Source organism: Xanthomonas sp. BRIP62415 (assembly GCF_003993515.1).
GTDB lineage: Bacteria > Pseudomonadota > Gammaproteobacteria > Xanthomonadales > Xanthomonadaceae > Xanthomonas > Xanthomonas euroxanthea.
In genome coordinates, this window is the sequence record NZ_QEZH01000023.1 from 416,495 (window position 1) to 434,314 (window position 17,820).

Consider the following 17,820-nt stretch of genomic DNA (forward strand, 5'->3'; position numbering starts at 1 on the left):
GAACCCGCAACACGCTTCCCTTACAGACCAGGAGATCTCATGCGTACCACCCTCAAACCGTTGTTGCTGGCCCTGTCCATCGCTGCCGGAACCGCCATGACCGCCCACGCCCAGACCACTCCGAGCTACACCATTCCCAACGATGGCACCCTGCTCAACGTGTCGGCCGAGGCGGAGGCCAAGCGCATCCCGGACATCGCCACGCTGTCGGCCGGCGTGGTCACCCAGGCCGCCGACGGCAACGCCGCCATGCGCCAGAACGCCGAGCAGATGAGCAAGGTCATGGCCGCGATCAAGGCCGCCGGCATCGCCGACAAGGACGTGCAGACCACCGGCATCAACCTCAGCCCGCAGTACACCTACAAGGAGAACGAGGCGCCCAGGATCAACGGCTACCAGGCCAGCAACACCGTCAGCCTCAAGGTCCGCGACATCTCGCGGCTGGGCAAGGTCCTGGACGCACTGGTCGCCCAGGGCGCCAACGACATCAACGGCCCCAGCTTCTCGGTCGACCAGCCCGAGCCCGCCTATGACGAAGCGCGCGTGGCCGCCCTGAAGAAGGCCCAGGCCCGCGCCGACACCTACGCCAAGTCGCTGGGCCTGAAGGTGCGCCGCATCGTCAGCATCTCCGAAGGCCGCAGCGGCGGCGGCGTGCGCCCGATGATGATGGCCGCCTCGATGCGCTCGGCCAAGGCCGAGATGGACACCCAGGTCGCCCCGGGCGAGAGCACCTTGTCGATCAACCTGGACGTGACCTTCGAGCTGGGTCGTTGACCTGACCGTAATCGCGTTCGGTGTGATTTCAAGACTGCCCTCCTCGAGGGCAGTTTTTTTTTGGGGCACGCCGCAAGTTCCGTTACCTGGCCTTGCGATGCCACCGTCCTTCGTACCGCACGAGCCTGCGGCGCCGACTCATCTGTGCGGATCGCGGCAACCGGGCGAATCAGCCAGCCGACCTCCAGCGCTTCGAAACCACTTGTGCCCATGCAAAGGGCGCGGTAAACCTACGCTACCGGATGGTGTCGTGCGTCCGGGTCGCGCTGGTCCTTTCCGCAGTTCCGTTGAGGAGGTGGATGATGGTTCGCACGCAATCCCAGGTTTCTTCCCGATCCACAGGCATCGACAGCTCGCGCGTCCTGGCGATGAGCACGGCGGTGGCCCTGCATCTGCTGGCCGGCGGGCTGTTGTTGATTCCGCTCTCGTACCGGGCGGTTCCGCAGCCGCCCGCACCGAAGGAACGCTGGGTCATGCCCGTCACCATCGCGACGCCACCACCGCCGGTGATCAAGGTCAAGCGGGAGTTCACGCCGAAGGTGCCGCACACACTGCCGACCACGGTCCCGGTGCCGGTGCCGACCCCGGTGATCAGTCAGCCGGCCGTGGTCGAAGACGCAGCGGTCGCCTTACCTGCAGTCACGGACGCGGTCACCGACAGCGCGCCGGCGATTGCCGCGCCCAGCGGCCCGGTCGAGGCAGGCCAGCTGCACTACCTGAGCTCGCCGGCGCCCAGTTACCCGGTGGCGGCCTTGCGTGCCGGGCAGCAGGGCACGGTACTGCTGCGCGTGCTGGTCGGCACCGATGGGCGCCCGGCCGAGGTGAGCGTGCAGACCAGCAGCGGTCATCGTGCACTGGACCTGGCCGCACGCAGCCAGGTGCTGCGCAGCTGGCGCTTCCAGCCGGCGATGCAGAACGGCCAGGCCGTGCAGGCGTATGGCCTGGTGCCGGTGAGCTTTTCGTTGAACTGATGCGTCATCGCGTGCGGCGACCCGGATACCCGGGCGCCGCAGCGTCGAGCCTTGCGTAGCGGACTGCCGCGACCGGCCCACACACCAGACCTGGACGCGAAGCGAACACGCGCGACCTACTGCCATCCAGCGACTGATTTCGTCACGGCAATCACGCAAGTGACCGCGGCCTGCCGCGCCTACGGGCACGTCGTTTACGCGCGATGGTAGGGATGATTGGCCAGCATCGCCGCAGCGCGGTACAGCTGCTCGGCGACGATCAGGCGCACCAGCATGTGCGGCAGGGTCAGCGGGCCGATCGACCAGCTTTCGCTGGCGGTTTTCAGCACCTCGGCGGCGTGACCTTCGGGGCCGCCGATCAGGAACGCCAGATCCCGGCCCTGCCCGCGCCAGTGCTCCATGCGCTGGGCCAGCTGTTCCGAACTGAGCGGGCGGCCCGGGATGTCGAGCGCGACCACGTAGGCGTTCTTCGGCAACGCGGCAAGCACGCGGCGGCCTTCGTCGTCGATCGCGCGTTGCGCGTCGCGGCCCTTGCCGCGCAGGCCGGGTTCGATCTCCACCAGCTCCAGCGGCATCCAGTGCGAAAGACGTTTCTGGTATTCGGCAAAGCCCTGCGCCACCCAGGCCGGTGCACGCTCGCCGGTAGCGATAAGTCGGCATTTCATGACCACATGATATCCGCGTCACAGCTTGGGCATCGGAACCGGGGCGATCACGCCGGTGTCATGGTGCGGTTACAGCGGGCTTCTAGCGTCGGCGCACTACCCAGCCCGCAGGAGTCGTTCGATGCCGATTTTCGATCCCGCCCGCCGCCAGGTGCTCAAGGGCAGCGCTGCCGTGATGGCCGCCGGTGCGCTTGGCAGTTTGAGCGCGCTGCAATCGCGCCAGGCCCAGGCCGCCAACAGCGCCTCGCCGCCGCTGCAACTGGCACCGGTGCCCAGCCGCTATGGCCCGCTCGCGCCGGTCGCCGACCAGAGCACCGGGCTGCCGTTACTGCAGCTGCCGCGCGGTTTCAGCTACCGCTCGTTCGGCTGGAGCGGCGATCGCATGGACGATGGGCAGCCCTGCCCCGACCGCCATGACGGCATGGCCGTGGTCGGCCTGCGTCGGCCGGACTGGCGCCCGGGCAGCGATCCGCTGCGCGGCCTGGAATACGTGCTGATCCGCAACCACGAACGCGGTGCGGCCACGCCGTTCCGCGCACCGGCGATGTACGACACCGGCCTCGTCAGCGGCACCCAGCTGGCCGGCGGCGGCACCACCACCCTGAGTTACGGCCGCCGCGGCTGGGGCAGCCTGGAGCCGAGCCTGGGCGGTACGCTGGTCAACTGCGCCGGCGGCCCGACGCCATGGGGCACCTGGCTGAGCTGCGAAGAGATCAAGACCAATGCGGTGTCCAGCACCGGCCGCAAGCACGGCTACGTGTTTGAAGTGGACCCGGACAGCCAGCGCACCACCGGCCGGCCGCTGGTCGGACTGGGCCGCTTCAGCCATGAGGCGGTGGCGATCGATCCGCGCACCGGCATCGTCTATCTCACCGAGGACGACCGCAACAAGGCCGGCCTGTATCGCTTCATTCCCAATGACCGCCGTGGGCGGAATGGCTCGCTGGAAAACGGCGGCCGCCTGCAGGCCGCGCGCGTGCGCGGACGTCGCAACGCCGACCTCACCGTCGCCAGCATCGGCCAGCAGTTCCAGCTGGAATGGGTGGATATCGACGAACCGGATCTGGACAGCATCGCCGCGCCCGCCGGTTTTGCCGACATCGGCGCCAACGACACCCTGAGCGGACCGTTTGCGCAGGCCTGGGCAGACGGGGCGCTACGCATGAGCCGCGGCGAAGGCATCTGGTACAGCTACGGCAAACTCTTCATCGTCGACACCAGCACCGGCGTGGATGCGCAGGGCCGGCGCGGTTACGGCAATGGTGCGGTGTGGGTGCTGGACCTGTTCACCCAGCGCCTGAGTGCACTGTTCGTCAGCGGCAATCAGCTGGCCGCGCACAACCCGGACAACGTCACCGTCAGCGCGCGCGGCGGCGTGGTGCTGTGCGAAGACGGCGGCGAGAGCCCGGACGACTACGGCCCCGGCGCGCGGCTGCTCGGGCTGACCCGCGGCGGCGAATCGTTCTACCTGGCCAAGAACAACGTGCAGCTCACCTCGCAGCAGATCGCCGATGCCGGCAAGACCATCGCTGAAGGCGATTACCGCGATACCGAGTTCTGCGGCGCCTGCTGGGACCCGCTGGCGCGCACCTTGTTCGTCAACATCCAGACGCCTGGCATCACGCTGGCGATCACCGGGCCGTGGGAGCGCGGGCCGTTGTAAGCCTGTGGCCCTGAGCTGGCTGTCTTAGGCATAGGGCAACGGCCAGCGCTGCCGAACGGACCGGCCCCCGTTCGGCAGCGTCGCTCCGGCCGCCGGCACAACGCCACGCATGCACGCGTCCCGATTGCAGGGCGGGCAGCGTGTCCAGCCAAGGCTGCGCGCCGCATGCGCGCGCGATGGCGGGTGTGCAAGCCGCCAACCACCATAAAGACCGGGATCAGAACCAGGGCGCGTCGGGCGCGTCGGGCGCGTCGGACATGGCGCGCTGCAGCTTCAACCAGCGCTTGAGCGATTGCGGATCTTCCAGCTCGCGCAGGCCCCTGCGCGCCTCCATCAGCTCGTCCTCGAGCTCGCGCTTGAGCTGGGCCATCAACCGGCCCAGTCGCTCGGGCTTGGGTCGCGCTGCCAGCTCCAGCCCGTATTCGGCGCAAAACTCGTCCGATTGCTGCTGCAGCTGCTGCTGCAACTGCCTGCACTGCCGGTCCAGTTCGCGGTTGTAGTCCTGCAGGCGCGCGGCGCTCATCGCGTCCACGCCTCGTGCGTCCATCAGGCCGATCTCGGCCTGCAGTTCGAGCAGGCCCAGCAGATCGCCGGCCTTGTAGGCGGCGTTGAGCCGCTGCATCAGGATGGTGCGCGCGGCGTGGTCGTCGGCGTCCCTGGCGCGGTCCGGATGCAGATTGCCGGCCAGCTTGCGATACAGCTCGCGCACCGGCGGCGGCTCGGCACTCTCCCCCACCGCCTGCTTCTCGGCACGCTTGCGCCGCTGCGTACCGCGTTGCTGGTGTTGCGCGCGCTGCTGCTGCAGACGCTCGCTGACGCGCTCGTAGAGCTCCTCGGGCGACTCGATACCATCCAGCTCGTCGGCATCCAGTCCGTAGGCCTGGCCGAGGATCTGCTTCATCAGCGCATCGGATTCGGCCACTTCCTGGTCGTAGCCGACGGCGCTGTGGCGATCGTAAATCGGGCGTAGTGCCTCGTGGCCGGCCTCGATCAGCGGGGCGGCGATGTCGCACAGCAACTCGGACAGGAGGGCGCGATCGGCCTTGCCCAGCTTGACCGTGGCATGCGCGCGGTCGAGCGCTTCGACCAGCGCAATGTCGGCCGCGCGGCGCTGGTCGAGCAAGGGCTGCAATTGGGTGTGGTAACGCTCGCGCCATTGCGAACGTGCGAGGTGCCAGGCCTGCAGGTCGGCGCGATGCCGTTCCAGGTCGCGCAGCAGGCGGTCGAAGCGCTTGCGTGCCGGCGACAGCGGCGCGCCGGAGGCGTGCGCGCCCTGGCTGCGCAGCTGTTGCAGCGCCTGCGCGGCAGGCGCATCGGTCGGGGGTCGGGCATTGCGCGGCATGCCCGGCTCACTCACTCTTCGGGATCGGCATCCGCGTCGTCCGGACGCTGGTCGCCCACCGTCCACAGACGTTCCAGTGCGTAGAACTCGCGCACGCGCGGCAGCATCACATGCACCACCACGTCGCCCAGGTCCACCAGTACCCACTCGGCCTCGCGCTCGCCTTCCACGCCCAGCGGCATCACGTCCAGCCGCTTGGCGAACTTGACCACTTCTTCGGCGATCGACTTCACATGGCGGGTCGAGGTACCCGAAGCGACCACCATGTAATCGCAGACGCTGGACTTGCCGCGCACATCGATCTCGACCACGTCCTTGGCTTTCAGCTCCTCCACAGCCTCGCGCACGGTGGCCAGCAGGGCCGGCACGGACGGCGGCGGATTCGGGATGGAGGTCTTGATGACTTGGGCTTGGGTGGTCAAAGCGGGTAACTCGATGGAATTGGCGTGAATTATAGGCCGGTCCGGCCGGCTGCGTGTTCAGCGAGTCGGCGGGGCATCGCGGTACAGGCCTTCGTGCACGATGAAGGCCGCCACCGACGCCGGCACCAGCGCCTGCCAGTCGCTGCCGCCGGCGATGCGCGCACGCACGGCGCTGGCCGATTCGCCGCGCAACGGCTGATGCAACCGCCACAGGCGGCCGGCCGGGGCAGTGCCCAGTTCGCTGGCGCTGGCAGTCCACCTGCCCTGCACCGCCTGGGCAAGCTGCGGGGCCTGGCCCAGATCCAGCGGTGCGCCTGGACGCTCGGCAACGACGAAATGCGCCAGTTCGAACAAGGCCTGCCAGTGATGCCAGCTGCTCAGCCCGACGAAGGCATCGGCACCGAGCAGCCAGGCGATCGGTGTCGTGGGGCCGAGTTCGGCGCGTAGTTCGCGCAAGGTATCGACGGTGTAGGACGGCGCGCCCCCCTGGCCGGCGCGGCGCAGTTCGCGGGTGTCCAGCACCAGCCCGGGCGTGTCGGCCAGCGCCAGCTCCAGCATGCGGGCGCGCTGCGCAGCGGTGGCGCCGGGCGCGGGGCGGTGCGGTGGGTCGGCGGCCGGCACCAGATGCACCCGCGCGCCCAGCTCGTCGCGCGCGGCGCAGGCGATGGCGAGGTGGCCCAGGTGGATTGGATCGAAGGTGCCGCCGTAGTAGAGGTGGAGCCGGGAGTCGGGAATCGGGATTGGGAAATCGGAAGAGCGCGGGTTCGGCGCTGCCGGGTGGGCGTTGGTAGGCGGCGAGGTGTGGGCCGCGCTGCCGGGGGTGGCCGCAGCTGTGGCCTGGCCGGGGGGTGCGCTGCGTGGGCAGACGGGTCGCGCATCCTCGACGCAGGCGCGGTCTCCGGGGGCGGCATCGCCGGCGTTCACACCAGCAATCTCACCGCGCGGGCTTCGGCCACGGCCACCAGCAGGCGTTCCAGGCCGACCCAGGGGTCGCCGTCGGCGCGGCCCTTGGCCATGCGGTCGACCCGCGAGGCTTCGGCGACGAAGCGCTCCCAGCGACGTGGCTCGGGATGCCGCTGCAGCGCGCGCTTGAACGGTGCCTGGCGCGATTCCCACAGGCCCTGCGCCTTCATTTCGGCAGCGAGGTTGCCGCCGTTGGCCTGCACTTTGGCCAGGGCCGCGGTACGCAGCAGTTCCTTGATCAGGATCGGCATCAGTGCGGCCACCGCCTCGCCTTCGGCGCGCAGGCCGGCCAGCATGCGGATCACTGCGGCCGGTTGCCCGGAAAACGTGGTTTCGGCCAGGCGGAACACGTCGTAGCGCGCGGCATCGGCGACCAGCGATTCCATCGCCTCCAGGTCCAGCACCTTGCCATCGGCCAGCAGCACCAGCTTGTCGATTTCCTGAGCAGCGGCCAGCAGGTTGCCTTCCACCCGCTCGCTCAGGCGCTGCACGGCGGCAGCGTCCGCACGCAGGCCGTGGCTGCGCAGGCGGCGCTCGATCCAGTCGGCGAGCTCGTGCGGCTTGATCGCCCAGGCCACCGCAATGGTGCCGATGCGGCCGACCGCATCGGCCCACTTGCCCTGGTGCGCCTTGCTCCAGTCGTTGGCGGTGATCAACAGCACCACATCCGGCGGCGGGTTGGCGCAGAAGCGGGTGATGACCTCGGCGCCGTCCTTGCCCGGCTTGCCGCTGGGCAGGCGCACTTCCACCAGCCGGCGCGGACTGAACAGGCTGGGCGCATTGAAGGTCGCATCCAGCTGGTTCCAGTCGAACTCCCGCCCGTCGGCATCGAAGACTTCGCGCTCGCTGATGCCTTCGGCACGCGCCCGTGCGCGCACCGCATCGGCCGCTTCCAGCACCCGCAAGGTTTCCGGGCCGGCGATCAGGTACACCGGCTGCAACGGTTGGTTGGACTGGCCGGCCAGCTGTTCTGGACGAAGTTCCATGACTACGGAAGTTCCATGACTACGAGAACACGCGCGACTGGACCGTTACCGACAAGACCGCGTCGGCGGCGGCCGTCGCGGCATGGTCAGCGCGCGGCAAGCGCGACATGCGCGTGGCGCACGCCAGTTCCGGACACCGGGCGCGGCTGCCCGGCAGATGCGCGGACGGGCTGATCACCGGCTGCTCAGTTATTGGACGAGGACGCCGGCGGCAGCGACGCCGGCACGCTCGATTCCGGCGTGGACGGCTGCACGGGCGGCGTGGCGGCCGGCGGCAGCGGCGCGCTCGGCGTGCTTTCCAGGCTCTCGCCACGTTGCACGCGGGCGCGCACCACGCTGTCGATACGGCGCAGGATCGAGGCGGACATGTCCTTGCGCAATTCGTCGGCGAGGATCTCGCGCTCGGTCGCGGTACCGGTGGCGTCCACCGGTGGCGACACGTAGTCGCGCGACAGCTCGATCACCTGCTGCGGCACCAGCACCGAGCCGTTGGCGGTGGTGACGGTGAAGATGGCGGCGTAGCGCAGGCTGTATTCCTGCGCACGGCCCTGGCTGTCGATGGCGATCGGCAGATCGCCCCAACGCTCGGACAACACCTGCACCTGCGCGAAGCCGGTCTTGGCATCTTCGTCGGCCAGGGTGGCGCCGGCAGCCTTGAGGCCACGCCGCAGCAGCTTGGCCAGCTCGCTGTACTGCACTGCGGACTGCACCTTCACTGCGGGCGTATCCGGCGGCAGCGCCAGCGAGTTGCGCAGATGGAAGCCGCAGGCGGTGAGGCTCGAGACGAGCACGAGGGACGCAGCGAAGGCAGTAGGGAATCGAATCATGGGCACAGTCTGGATGAGCGCCCCGGCGGCGGCAACAGGCGGCTAGCCTGCCCGACACCGCGTGAACGGGGCTTGAGAGGGCGCGGCGAAAAAACGCCGCGCCCAGGAATGAAAAACGCGTTGCCACGCGCCGGTGCAGTGAATGACCAGAAGCCACCCCGGCAATCTCGCCTGCACGTCGCCAAGCGCGCCTGAAATGAAGGACCAGGAACCATCGCGGAAACATCACCCATGCGTCGCAACGCACCAAGTGCAGTCAATCGCACAGACCCCCTGCAGCACCCCGACCCGCGCAACAGCACGCGCCAGTGCAACACGTTGCCGACAACGCCGCAGCGACCGCGCACCGCGTCGCCACGCCGCTCCGGGACACTGCCCGAACCGGCAATGGCGACCTAGCCGATCAGCGACGATCAACCCGCCACGATATTCACGATCTTGCCCGGCACGATGATGATCTTGCGCACGCTCAGCCCTTCCAGGAACTTGGCCGCGTTCGGCTCGGCCTGGGCCAGCGCTTCGATCTGCTCGCGTCCGGCATCGGCAGCGACCTCGATGGTGCCGCGCAGCTTGCCGTTGATCTGCACCGCCAGGATCAGCGCGTCGCGCACCAGCGCGGCGGCATCGACCTGCGGAAACGCGACATCTTCCAGCAGCGTCTCGTCGCGGCCCAGCACCTGCCACAGGGCGTGGCTGGCGTGCGGGGTGATCGGGTTGAGCAGCAGCACCATCGCTTCCAGGGCTTCCTGGCGCACTGCACGCCCCTGCGCGCTGGCATCGTCGAACTTGGCCAGTGCGTTGGACAGTTCCATCACCGCGGCAATGGCGGTGTTGAAGCTGTGGCGGCGGCCGTAGTCGTCGTCCACCTTGCCGATGGTTTCGTGGGTCTTGCGGCGGATCGCCTTCTGCTCGGCGTTCAGCGCGGCGGCGTCCAGTGCAGCGGCGGCGCCCTCGCCCACGTGCTTGTGCACCTGCACCCACAGCCGGCGCATGAAGCGCGCCATGCCATCGACGCCGGCCTCGTTCCATTCCAGCGACTGCTCCGGCGGTGCGGCGAACATCGAGAACAGCCGTACGGTGTCGGCGCCGTACTTGGCCACCATCGACTGCGGGTCCACGCCGTTGTTCTTGGACTTGGACATCTTCTCGGTGCCGCCGATGTGCACCGGCTGGCCATCGGCGATCAGTACCGCGCCGGTGACGCGGCCGCGCTCGTCGCGCTGGATCTCCACGTCGGCCGGATTGATCCAGTCCTTGCCGCCGTTGTCGGCATCGCGGTAGAAGGTGTCGGCGATGACCATGCCCTGGGTGAGCAGGTTGGTCACCGGCTCGTCGCTGTCCACCAGCCGCGCGTCGCGCATGAGCTTGTGATAGAAGCGGAAGTACATCAGGTGCAGGATCGCGTGCTCGATGCCGCCCACGTACAGGTCGGCCGGCATCCAGTAGTTGGCACGGCGATCGACCATGTCGCGCGCGTTGGGGCTGGTGTAGCGCGCCACGTACCAGCTCGACTCCATGAAGGTGTCGAAGGTGTCGGTCTCGCGCTCGGCCGGGCCGCCACAGTCCGGGCAGGTGGTCTGGCGCCAGGTCGGGTCGGTCTTGATCGGCGACCCGGTGCCGGAAAATTCCACGTTCTCCGGCAGCACCACCGGCAGCTGGTCTTCCGGTACGGGCACTGCGCCGCACTTGGCGCAATAGATCACCGGAATCGGGCAGCCCCAGTAGCGCTGGCGGCTCACGCCCCAGTCGCGCAGGCGGTAGTTGACCCGACGCTGGCCCTGGCCCTTGCGCTCGAAGCGCTCGGCCAATGCCTCGAAGGCGCCGCCGAAATCCAGGCCGTCGAACTCGGCCGAATTGATCAGCTCCAGCGGGCGGCTCTTGTCGGTGTACCAGTCGCGCCACTGGGTGGCATCCCAGGTTTGCTCTTCTTCGTTGCGCGGCTCGCGCAGCTTGACCACCTGCACGATCGGCAGCGCGTACTTGTTGGCGAACTCGAAATCGCGCTGGTCGTGGCCTGGTACCGCCATCACCGCGCCGGTGCCGTAGCCCATCAGCACGAAGTTGGCCACCCACACCGGCACCTGCTCGCCGCTGATCGGATGCACCGCGGTCAGGCCCGTGGCCATGCCGCGTTTTTCCTGGGTTTCCAGCTCGGCTTCGGAGACGCCGCCGTGCTTGAGCGTTTCCAGCAGCGCCGCCAGTTCCGGATTGGACCTGGCCGCATGCAACGCCAGCGGATGCTCGGCGGCGATCGACACGAAGGTCACGCCCATCAGCGTGTCCGGGCGGGTGGTGAACACGCGCAGCGGATCCAGCGCGGTGCCGTCGGTGTCGCGCACGTCGAACTGGATCTCCAGCCCTTCCGAGCGGCCGATCCAGTTGCGCTGCATGGTCTTGACCGAGTCCGGCCAGCCCTCCAGCTGGTCCAGGCCGTCGAGCAGTTCCTGCGCGTAATCGGTGATGCGCAGAAACCACTGCGGAATCTCGCGTTTTTCCACCAGCGCGCCGGAGCGCCAGCCGCGGCCGTCGATGACCTGCTCGTTGGCCAGCACGGTCTGGTCGATCGGGTCCCAGTTCACCACCGCGTTGCGCCGGTAGGCCAGGCCCTTGCGCATCAGCCGGGTGAACATGCGCTGCTCGTGCACGTAGTACTCGGGCGTGCAGGTGGCGAACTCGCGCGACCAGTCGATTGCGTAGCCCAGCGACTTGAGCTGGCCGCGCATGTGGTCGATGTTGGCGTAGGTCCACTTGGCCGGCGCGGTCTTGTTCTTGATCGCCGCGTTTTCCGCCGGCAATCCGAACGCATCCCAGCCCATCGGCTGCAGCACGTTGTGGCCGGTCATGCGCTTGTAGCGGCTGACCACATCGGAGATGGTGTAGTTGCGCACATGGCCCATGTGCAGCGCACCGGACGGGTACGGCAGCATCGACAGGCAATAGAACTTCGGTTTGTCCGAAGTTTCGTCGACCTGGAAGGCGCGGGTGGCATCCCAGAACTGCTGGGCGGAGGTTTCGACCTGCTGCGGGTCGTAGGCGTTCGGTTCGACGGTGGACATTGGGAGCGGATGCTCGGGCGGTGCAAAGCGGCACAGGGTACCGCAGTGCAGCAGGTGCTCCAAACGCTCGCCTCAGCCGGCGGCTCTGGCCGGCCAGCGCCAGGCCGCCACGGCCAGCCAGCCGACCCAGGCCAGGAACGCCAGGCGCTGGGCGATCGCCTGCCGCAGCAGGCCCGGCGGGCCGAACGCCAGCACCGCCACCAGCAGCCCCGCCGCCAGGCTCAGCCACGCCAGGACGCGGGTATTGGATTGGTTGAGCAGCGCGGCGGCGAGCAACAGCATGCCGGGCACGAAGGCCACCGCCCACAGCAGCCAGGCCGTGGCATGGGCCTGGCTGGCGCGCCCGTCCAGATCGGTGGGATCCAGCGGCAGCGCACCCATGCCGACAAAGGCCAGCCCGGCCAGCACGATCAACTGCCCGCCCACCCGCAGGCTCCAACTGGACCTGGCCGGCATGCGCGCCAGCAGGCTGACCCCGGTGGCCATGCCGAGCGCGCCGACCAGCACGAACGCCAGCAGGTTGAAGCCCAACGCATGCGGCACCCCATTGGCACCGAGTAAGGCCACCGGATGGCTGGCCTGCAGGTAACCGGGCAGCGCCACGCCAAAGCCGGCCACCGCCAGCACGAATACGCTTGCCGCGACCAGGCCCAGGTAGCGCTGGGTGCCATCGATGCGTGTCATTGCCTTGCTCCAACGCCGGGCGCAGGCTGCGCCGCCAGGACGCGGCATTGTCGTGCCGGGCGCGCCTGGCGTGAACCCCTGCCGCCATGACGGCCGGCAGCATGGCGGCCGACCGCGCGCCGGCCCACCTGGCCACCGCCAGCCTTGTGTCGGCCCGGTTTGCCACCATTACCTCCCACTGTTGCCGCAATCACTTCTGGAAGCCCATGTCCGACAAGCCGCACGTATTCGATGCCACCACCGACACCTTCGAGACCGAGGTCCTGCAGAAATCGTTGACGACACCGGTACTGGTGGACTTCTGGGCCACCTGGTGCGGCCCCTGCAAGTCGTTGACGCCGATCCTGGAAAAGCTCGCCGCCGACTACAACGGCGCCTTCGAACTGGCCAAGGTCGATGTGGACAAGGAGCAGCAGATCGCCGCCGCGTTCCAGATCCGCTCGGTGCCGACGGTGTTCCTGGTCAAGGGTGGCGAGCTGGTCGACGGCTTCCCGGGTGCGATGCCGGAAGGCCAGGTGCGCGAATTCCTCACCCAGCACGGCGTGCTGCCGGCCGAGGCGCAGGTGGTGGAAGACCTGCCGCCGGCCCCGCTCGAACCGCAGGACCAGGTTGCCGCGCTGCGCGAGGCGATCGCCGCCGAGCCGGACAAGGACGAGCTCAAGCTGGATCTGGCGCTGGCGCTGCTGAAGACCGGCGACACCATCGAGGCCGAGCAGTTGATCGATGCCCTGCCCGCCAACCTGGCCACCGACGACCGTGCGGTGCGCGCCAAGGCGCGGCTGGGCTTTGCCAATGTGCTCAAGGACGCGCCGGACGCCCACACCCTGCAGGCCGCCGTTGCCGCCAACGGCGCCGACCTGCGCGCGCGCCATCTGCTTGGCGTGCGCCACCTGCTCGACGGCAATGACGAAGCCGCGCTGGAGCAGTTCCTGGACATGCTGCGGCAGGACCGCGGCTTCGACGACAACCTGCCGCGGCGTAGCCTGATCGATGCGTTCCGGGTGATCGAAGACGAAGACCTGGTCGGCCGCTACCGCCGCAAGATGTCGTCGCTGGTGTTCTAGGCGCCGCCGGCACCACGGCGCCCGGTCTGCAGGCCGGCCGGGCGCTGCCATCACCGGCACAAGTTCCATACGCATGCGAATGGTATGCTGCGGGTCCGCCCCGCCATGGACCCTGGCCGCATGCGTGCTTCCCTGTTCAAGCTCGGTATCAACCTGTGGCCGCCGTACCTGTTTGCCGGGATCCACGTCACCGCGTTGTCGGCCGACTATCGCCATGCCCGCGTCGAGTTGCGCCAACGGCCGTGGAATCGCAATTACGTCGGCACCCATTTCGGCGGCAGCCTGTTCGCGATGACCGACCCGTTCTGGATGCTGCTGACCATGCAGAACCTAGGGCGCGACTACTACGTGTGGGACAAGGCCGGCAGCATCGAGTTCGTCAAACCCGGGCGCGGCACGGTGAGCGCGGATTTCGTCATCGACGATAGCGTGCTGGGCGAGTTGCGCGATGCCACCGCCACTGGCGAGAAGTACCTGCGTTGGTTCGAAAACAGCGTGCACAACCGCGATGGCGAGGTGGTGGCACGCGTGCGCAAACAGCTCTACGTCAAACGCAAGCCGGCGCGCTGACCGGCAGACCGGCGCGCGATCGCAGCGCCGGCGCATGCTGGGCACTGACTTCTTCGGGCAGGCATGGGTCGGCCGGCATTCACGGCGCATACGTCGCCGATGGCGCGCGTTGCGAACCCGCACTTTGCGCCCCTGCGCGCATTGGTCAAGAATCAGGCTTCTTCCCGACTGGCTGCCTTCATGCTGCTGCGCACTGTTGCTTCCGCCTGCCTGCTTGCCCTGGTGTTACCCGCTGCCGCCAACGCGGCCTATCGCAGCCCGCAACAGATCCTGGACGCCTCGCCGGCCAGCGCATGGCGCGTGCTCGACCCCGAGCGCACGCTGTACCTGGAACTGGATGGCGGACGGGTGATCATCGAGCTGGCGCCGCAGTTCGCGCCCGCGCACGTGGGCAACATCCGCACGCTGGCGCACGAACGCTTCTGGGACGGTCTCAGCATCTATCGCTCGCAGGACAACTTCGTGGTGCAGTTCGGCGACCCGGATGGCGAGACGCCGGCCAAGGCCAGGTCGCTGGGCTCGGCCAAGACGCACCTGCCGGCCGAATTCGAACGCGCCTCGCAAGGCCTGGACTTCCAGCGCCTGCCCGACAGCGATGGCTGGGCGGCGCAGGTGGGCTTTGTCGACGGCTTCCCGGTCGGGCGCGACAGCGCCAGCGGCAAGACCTGGCTGGCGCACTGCTACGGCACCCTGGGCGCCGGCCGCAACAACGACGAAGACAGCAGCATCGGCGCCGAGCTGTATGTGGTCACCGGGCAGTCCCCGCGCCAGCTGGACCGCAACATCACCGTGGTCGGCCGCGTGGTCAAGGGCATGGAGTTGCTCAGCGTGATCCCGCGCGGGCCGGACCCGATGGGTTTCTACGAAGACCCCGCGCAACGCTCGCCGATCCGTGCCATTCGCCTGGCCAGCGAGGTGCCCATGCCCGAACGCACGCCACTGCAGTTGCTGCGCACCGACAGCCAGACCTTCCGCGATGTGGTCGAAGCACGCCGCAATCGCAGGGACGATTTCTACAAGCGCCCGGCCGGGCATATCGATCTGTGCAATGTGCCGTTGCCGGTGCGGGCGCCGCCTGCTGGCTAGTTCGGGATCGGGGATTCGGGATTGGGGATTGGTAAAAGCGGGCGCGCTTGTTTTTAGCGGGCGCGCTGGCTGAAGGCGACGCTGCCGAGGATCAGCACCGCGGCCACCAGCATGGTCCAGGTCAACGGCTCGCCCAGCAGCGACCAGGCCAGCAATGCGCCGAACACCGGTACCAGGTAGGTCACCGTGGAGGCGCGTGCCGGGCCGATGCGCTGGATCAGGCGGTAATACATCAGGAACGCCAACCCGGTGCACACCACGCCCAGCGCGGTGGCGCAGGCCCAGGCCACGGCTGGCACCGGCGTGGTCGGCCATTGCAACCAGGCCAGCGGCGCCAGCAGCAGCGCACTGCAGCCCAGCGTGGACGCGGCCGATGCGGCCGGCGGCAAGTCGCCCATGTGGCGCTTCACCAGGTTGTAGCCGATGCCATACAGCAGCGACGCGGTGGCACCCGCCAGGGCCGCCGGGCCCACGCTCAACCCGGCCGACTTGCCGGTGGCCAGCACCAGCACGCCGATGAAGCCGACCAGCAAGGCCAGTGCGCGCCGCGTGCCGATCTTCTCGCCGAAGAACAGGAAGGCAATCAAGGCGGTGAACAACACCGTCATCGCATTGCAGATCGCACCGATCGCGGCCGGCGCATGTTGCGCGCCCCAGGCGAACAGCAGGAACGGCAACGCGGAATTGAGCACGCCGATCGCCGCCAGCATCGGCCAGCGATGCAGCGGGAACCGCGCCCGCGCCAGCCACAGGAACGGCAGCAGCACCAACGCCCCGAGCGCCAGGCGGATTTCCACCAGCGCCACGGTGCCGAACTTGGGTGCGGCCACGCGCATGAACAGGAACGAGCAGCCCCAGACGATGCCGAGAAACCCCAGCTCCAGCGGGGTGCGCCATTCGCGTGTGGCAACGCCCGGCTGCGGCGCCGGTTGCGCGCTCATTGCCCCACCTGCGCAGGCTGCCGTGATGTGCTGGAACCGCAGAGGACAACATCAGGCAGACAGACGGACATGGCACGATCATCGCGATGGGGTACTGCAGCATCGGTTGCAGCCGCAGGCGCGACAAGCGCGTAGTATCGAGGCGAGCCACAAATCTCACTCATGCCTCGATGAACCTGCGCCCCACCCTGTTGCCCGCGCTGGGCGTGTTCGCCGCCGCCGCGCGCCACCAGAACTTCGCGCATGCCGCCGAAGAACTGCATCTGACCGCCAGCGCGGTCAGCCATCACGTGCGCAAGCTCGAAGCGCTGCTGGGCGTGACCCTGTTCCAGCGCTTGCCGCGCGGGGTCAAGCTCACCGCGGAGGGGCGCCAATTGGCCGATGCGGCCACCGCTGCGCTGGCCGACATCGCCTCGGTGGCCGGCAACCTGCATCCGCGCGAAGATGCCATCCCGTTGCGCGTGACCACCCTGCGCTCGCTGTCGTACTGCTGGCTGTTGCCGCGGCTGCCGCGCTTCTGTCGCGCGCACCCGCATATCCGCATGGACCTGCAGTCGGACGCGGCGTTTTCGCGCTTCGAGGAAGGCGGCCCCGACCTGGGCATCCGCTACGGCCAGGGCGCTTGGCCCGGATTGACCTCGCATCACCTGATGGACGACGAACTGTTTCCGGTGGCGTCGCCGTCACTGCCGGAGGTCGCCGCGCTGCGCGCGCCGGCGCAGATCGCACAATTGCCGCTGCTGAGCGACATGTCGCCACAGGGATGGCGCGACTGGTTCCGTGCCGCGCAGGTGCGCGGCACCACGCTGCCGCCGATGCACACCTTCAACGACAGCACCGACGCCATGCGCGCGGCGGTCTATGGCCTGGGCGCGGTCCTGGCACGCAAGCACATCGCCCAACCGTATCTGCAGCGCTACGAGCTGGTACGCCTGCCCGGCCCCACCCTCAAGGCGCGCTACGCCTACTACATCGTGCATCCCAGCCATCGCGTGCCTGGACCTGCGGCAATGGCGTTTATTGACTGGCTCAAGCGCGAGGCCCTGGACGAGCGCACCCCGATGCCGGCGCTGCCGGCGGAGCTGGTGGCATTGCCGGCGCGCGAGACGGCGAGTGCGCCGCGTGTGCGTCGGCGATCGCGCAAGGCCTCGGCACACGAGTGACTGGAGCGGGCGCATGCGTCAGCTTCCGCGCTGCGCCGCGTGGACGCGCACGCGATCGCAATCGCGCTGACGATGGCCACGCAGGTCAGCTGCCGCAACCGGTTCGGCCACCTGCACATGGCTGCGATCCATCGCCTGCATCGTCACTACATCCTGCCGGCGATGTTGCGTGCGGCAGTCCAGCCTTTGCTGCATGTCGGGTAGCGGCCCGACGTCAGACGGCCGACCCGCTCGATGTGAATGAGCGCAGGCCGCGAGTGCCGTACACCATCACCTCGTTTTGTCCTGCCGGTGCCTAGGCTTTAGCTCCCCAATCCCTAGGACGTTCCCATGCCCACTCTTCGCATGCGTATCACCGGCACCGACGACGACGCGCGTGCCATCGCCAACCTGCTGCAGAGCATCGAAGGCATCGAGCACGTGGAAGAAGTCGACGATCTGATGCCGCACCTGGACGACGACGATTCCAGCTCGGCCGGCCTGTCCGACGACGAAGGTCCGGGCAGCCACGAATTCGAAGTGGAAGCCGGCAACGAAGCCACCGCGCAGAAGGTGCGCGACGCCGTGCAGGAACTGGCGCTGCGGCTGGATGTGTTTGTCGAATACGAATTCGACGAAGGCTGAGCGGGCGTCGTACCGACTG

Annotated in this window: 18 protein-coding genes; 9 read left to right on the forward strand and 9 right to left on the reverse strand. The window is 68.4% G+C overall.

The window, feature by feature from the left end:
• Window positions 1–39: 39 nt before the first annotated feature.
• On the forward strand, window positions 40–774 hold the full coding sequence (locus EO141_RS09465; protein WP_104581909.1) for an SIMPL domain-containing protein: 735 nt from the start codon (window positions 40–42) through the stop codon (window positions 772–774).
• A gap of 299 nt (window positions 775–1,073) precedes the next feature.
• Window positions 1,074–1,745 (forward strand): energy transducer TonB, encoded by a 672-nt coding sequence (locus EO141_RS09470; RefSeq protein WP_104648053.1) that lies wholly within the window; start codon window positions 1,074–1,076, stop codon window positions 1,743–1,745.
• A gap of 194 nt (window positions 1,746–1,939) precedes the next feature.
• On the opposite strand, the gene rlmH is transcribed toward EO141_RS09470, so the two are convergent.
• Window positions 1,940–2,410, reverse strand: coding sequence for a 23S rRNA (pseudouridine(1915)-N(3))-methyltransferase RlmH (rlmH, locus tag EO141_RS09475; RefSeq protein WP_016903756.1), 471 nt, complete (start codon window positions 2,408–2,410; stop codon window positions 1,940–1,942).
• Between the two features lie 121 nt (window positions 2,411–2,531).
• On the opposite strand from rlmH, the gene EO141_RS09480 reads away from it, so the two are divergent.
• Complete coding sequence (locus tag EO141_RS09480) at window positions 2,532–4,073, forward strand: alkaline phosphatase PhoX (RefSeq protein WP_119128493.1); 1,542 nt, start codon at window positions 2,532–2,534, stop codon at window positions 4,071–4,073.
• Between the two features lie 217 nt (window positions 4,074–4,290).
• On the opposite strand, the gene EO141_RS09485 is transcribed toward EO141_RS09480, so the two are convergent.
• From EO141_RS09485 to EO141_RS09520, 7 genes are all read right to left on the reverse strand, one after another.
• Entirely contained in the window at window positions 4,291–5,415 is a 1,125-nt protein-coding gene (locus EO141_RS09485) for a J domain-containing protein (RefSeq protein WP_127169048.1), read from the reverse strand.
• 11 nt (window positions 5,416–5,426) lie between these two features.
• Entirely contained in the window at window positions 5,427–5,837 is a 411-nt protein-coding gene (gene rsfS / locus EO141_RS09490) for a ribosome silencing factor (RefSeq protein ID WP_024939731.1), read from the reverse strand.
• A gap of 57 nt (window positions 5,838–5,894) precedes the next feature.
• Complete coding sequence (gene nadD / locus EO141_RS09495; RefSeq protein WP_241236653.1) at window positions 5,895–6,578, reverse strand: nicotinate-nucleotide adenylyltransferase; 684 nt, start codon at window positions 6,576–6,578, stop codon at window positions 5,895–5,897.
• Window positions 6,579–6,757: 179 nt separating this feature from the next.
• Window positions 6,758–7,786 carry a DNA polymerase III subunit delta gene (gene holA, locus EO141_RS09500; RefSeq protein ID WP_127169050.1) on the reverse strand — a complete coding sequence of 343 codons (1,029 nt, stop codon included), beginning with the start codon at window positions 7,784–7,786 and terminating at the stop codon, window positions 6,758–6,760.
• A gap of 185 nt (window positions 7,787–7,971) precedes the next feature.
• Window positions 7,972–8,613 (reverse strand): LPS assembly lipoprotein LptE, encoded by a 642-nt coding sequence (gene lptE / locus EO141_RS09505; RefSeq protein ID WP_104648057.1) that lies wholly within the window; start codon window positions 8,611–8,613, stop codon window positions 7,972–7,974.
• Window positions 8,614–9,026: 413 nt separating this feature from the next.
• Window positions 9,027–11,669, reverse strand: a complete 2,643-nt coding sequence (gene leuS / locus EO141_RS09515) for a leucine--tRNA ligase (RefSeq protein ID WP_127169052.1) — start codon at window positions 11,667–11,669, stop codon at window positions 9,027–9,029.
• A gap of 72 nt (window positions 11,670–11,741) precedes the next feature.
• A complete protein-coding gene (locus EO141_RS09520) occupies window positions 11,742–12,353 on the reverse strand; it encodes a DUF998 domain-containing protein (protein WP_127169053.1) in 612 nt (203 codons plus the stop codon).
• A 206-nt stretch (window positions 12,354–12,559) separates the two neighbouring features.
• Between EO141_RS09520 and trxA the strand changes: the two genes are divergently transcribed.
• From trxA to EO141_RS09535, 3 genes are all read left to right on the forward strand, one after another.
• A complete protein-coding gene (gene trxA, locus EO141_RS09525; protein WP_127169054.1) occupies window positions 12,560–13,417 on the forward strand; it encodes a thioredoxin in 858 nt (285 codons plus the stop codon).
• Window positions 13,418–13,537: 120 nt separating this feature from the next.
• Window positions 13,538–13,987, forward strand: coding sequence for a DUF4442 domain-containing protein (locus EO141_RS09530; protein ID WP_104582204.1), 450 nt, complete (start codon window positions 13,538–13,540; stop codon window positions 13,985–13,987).
• A 180-nt stretch (window positions 13,988–14,167) separates the two neighbouring features.
• The gene (locus EO141_RS09535; RefSeq protein ID WP_126970966.1) at window positions 14,168–15,073 is read left to right on the forward strand and encodes a peptidylprolyl isomerase; all 906 of its coding nucleotides are present in this window, start codon (window positions 14,168–14,170) and stop codon (window positions 15,071–15,073) included.
• 53 nt (window positions 15,074–15,126) lie between these two features.
• On the opposite strand, the gene EO141_RS09540 is transcribed toward EO141_RS09535, so the two are convergent.
• A complete protein-coding gene (locus tag EO141_RS09540; protein WP_104581901.1) occupies window positions 15,127–16,014 on the reverse strand; it encodes a DMT family transporter in 888 nt (295 codons plus the stop codon).
• Window positions 16,015–16,184: 170 nt separating this feature from the next.
• Between EO141_RS09540 and EO141_RS09545 the strand changes: the two genes are divergently transcribed.
• The 3 genes from EO141_RS09545 to EO141_RS09555 all read left to right on the forward strand — a co-directional run bounded on the left by EO141_RS09545 (window position 16,185) and on the right by EO141_RS09555 (window position 17,801).
• Window positions 16,185–17,177, forward strand: coding sequence for a LysR substrate-binding domain-containing protein (locus EO141_RS09545; RefSeq protein ID WP_127169055.1), 993 nt, complete (start codon window positions 16,185–16,187; stop codon window positions 17,175–17,177).
• Window positions 17,178–17,381, forward strand: a complete 204-nt coding sequence (locus EO141_RS21695) for a hypothetical protein (protein ID WP_127169222.1) — start codon at window positions 17,178–17,180, stop codon at window positions 17,379–17,381. It begins immediately after the preceding gene.
• A gap of 126 nt (window positions 17,382–17,507) precedes the next feature.
• Window positions 17,508–17,801, forward strand: a complete 294-nt coding sequence (locus EO141_RS09555; protein ID WP_104581898.1) for a hypothetical protein — start codon at window positions 17,508–17,510, stop codon at window positions 17,799–17,801.
• Window positions 17,802–17,820: the final 19 nt, after the last annotated feature.

Excerpts from the sequence above, each read along its gene's own strand:
- EO141_RS09465 (WP_104581909.1), top strand. The coding sequence starts at position 40 with ATGCGTACCACCCTCAAACCGTTGTTGCTGGCCCTGTCCATCGCTGCC.
- EO141_RS09470 (WP_104648053.1), top strand. The coding sequence starts at position 1,074 with ATGATGGTTCGCACGCAATCCCAGGTTTCTTCCCGATCCACAGGCATC.
- rlmH (WP_016903756.1), bottom strand. The coding sequence starts at position 2,410 with ATGAAATGCCGACTTATCGCTACCGGCGAGCGTGCACCGGCCTGGGTG.
- EO141_RS09480 (WP_119128493.1), top strand. The coding sequence starts at position 2,532 with ATGCCGATTTTCGATCCCGCCCGCCGCCAGGTGCTCAAGGGCAGCGCT.
- EO141_RS09485 (WP_127169048.1), bottom strand. The coding sequence starts at position 5,415 with ATGCCGCGCAATGCCCGACCCCCGACCGATGCGCCTGCCGCGCAGGCG.
- holA (WP_127169050.1), bottom strand. The coding sequence starts at position 7,786 with ATGGAACTTCGTCCAGAACAGCTGGCCGGCCAGTCCAACCAACCGTTG.
- lptE (WP_104648057.1), bottom strand. The coding sequence starts at position 8,613 with ATGATTCGATTCCCTACTGCCTTCGCTGCGTCCCTCGTGCTCGTCTCG.
- leuS (WP_127169052.1), bottom strand. The coding sequence starts at position 11,669 with ATGTCCACCGTCGAACCGAACGCCTACGACCCGCAGCAGGTCGAAACC.
- EO141_RS09520 (WP_127169053.1), bottom strand. The coding sequence starts at position 12,353 with ATGACACGCATCGATGGCACCCAGCGCTACCTGGGCCTGGTCGCGGCA.
- trxA (WP_127169054.1), top strand. The coding sequence starts at position 12,560 with ATGTCCGACAAGCCGCACGTATTCGATGCCACCACCGACACCTTCGAG.
- EO141_RS09530 (WP_104582204.1), top strand. The coding sequence starts at position 13,538 with ATGCGTGCTTCCCTGTTCAAGCTCGGTATCAACCTGTGGCCGCCGTAC.
- EO141_RS09535 (WP_126970966.1), top strand. The coding sequence starts at position 14,168 with ATGCTGCTGCGCACTGTTGCTTCCGCCTGCCTGCTTGCCCTGGTGTTA.
- EO141_RS09540 (WP_104581901.1), bottom strand. The coding sequence starts at position 16,014 with ATGAGCGCGCAACCGGCGCCGCAGCCGGGCGTTGCCACACGCGAATGG.
- EO141_RS09545 (WP_127169055.1), top strand. The coding sequence starts at position 16,185 with ATGAACCTGCGCCCCACCCTGTTGCCCGCGCTGGGCGTGTTCGCCGCC.
- EO141_RS09555 (WP_104581898.1), top strand. The coding sequence starts at position 17,508 with ATGCCCACTCTTCGCATGCGTATCACCGGCACCGACGACGACGCGCGT.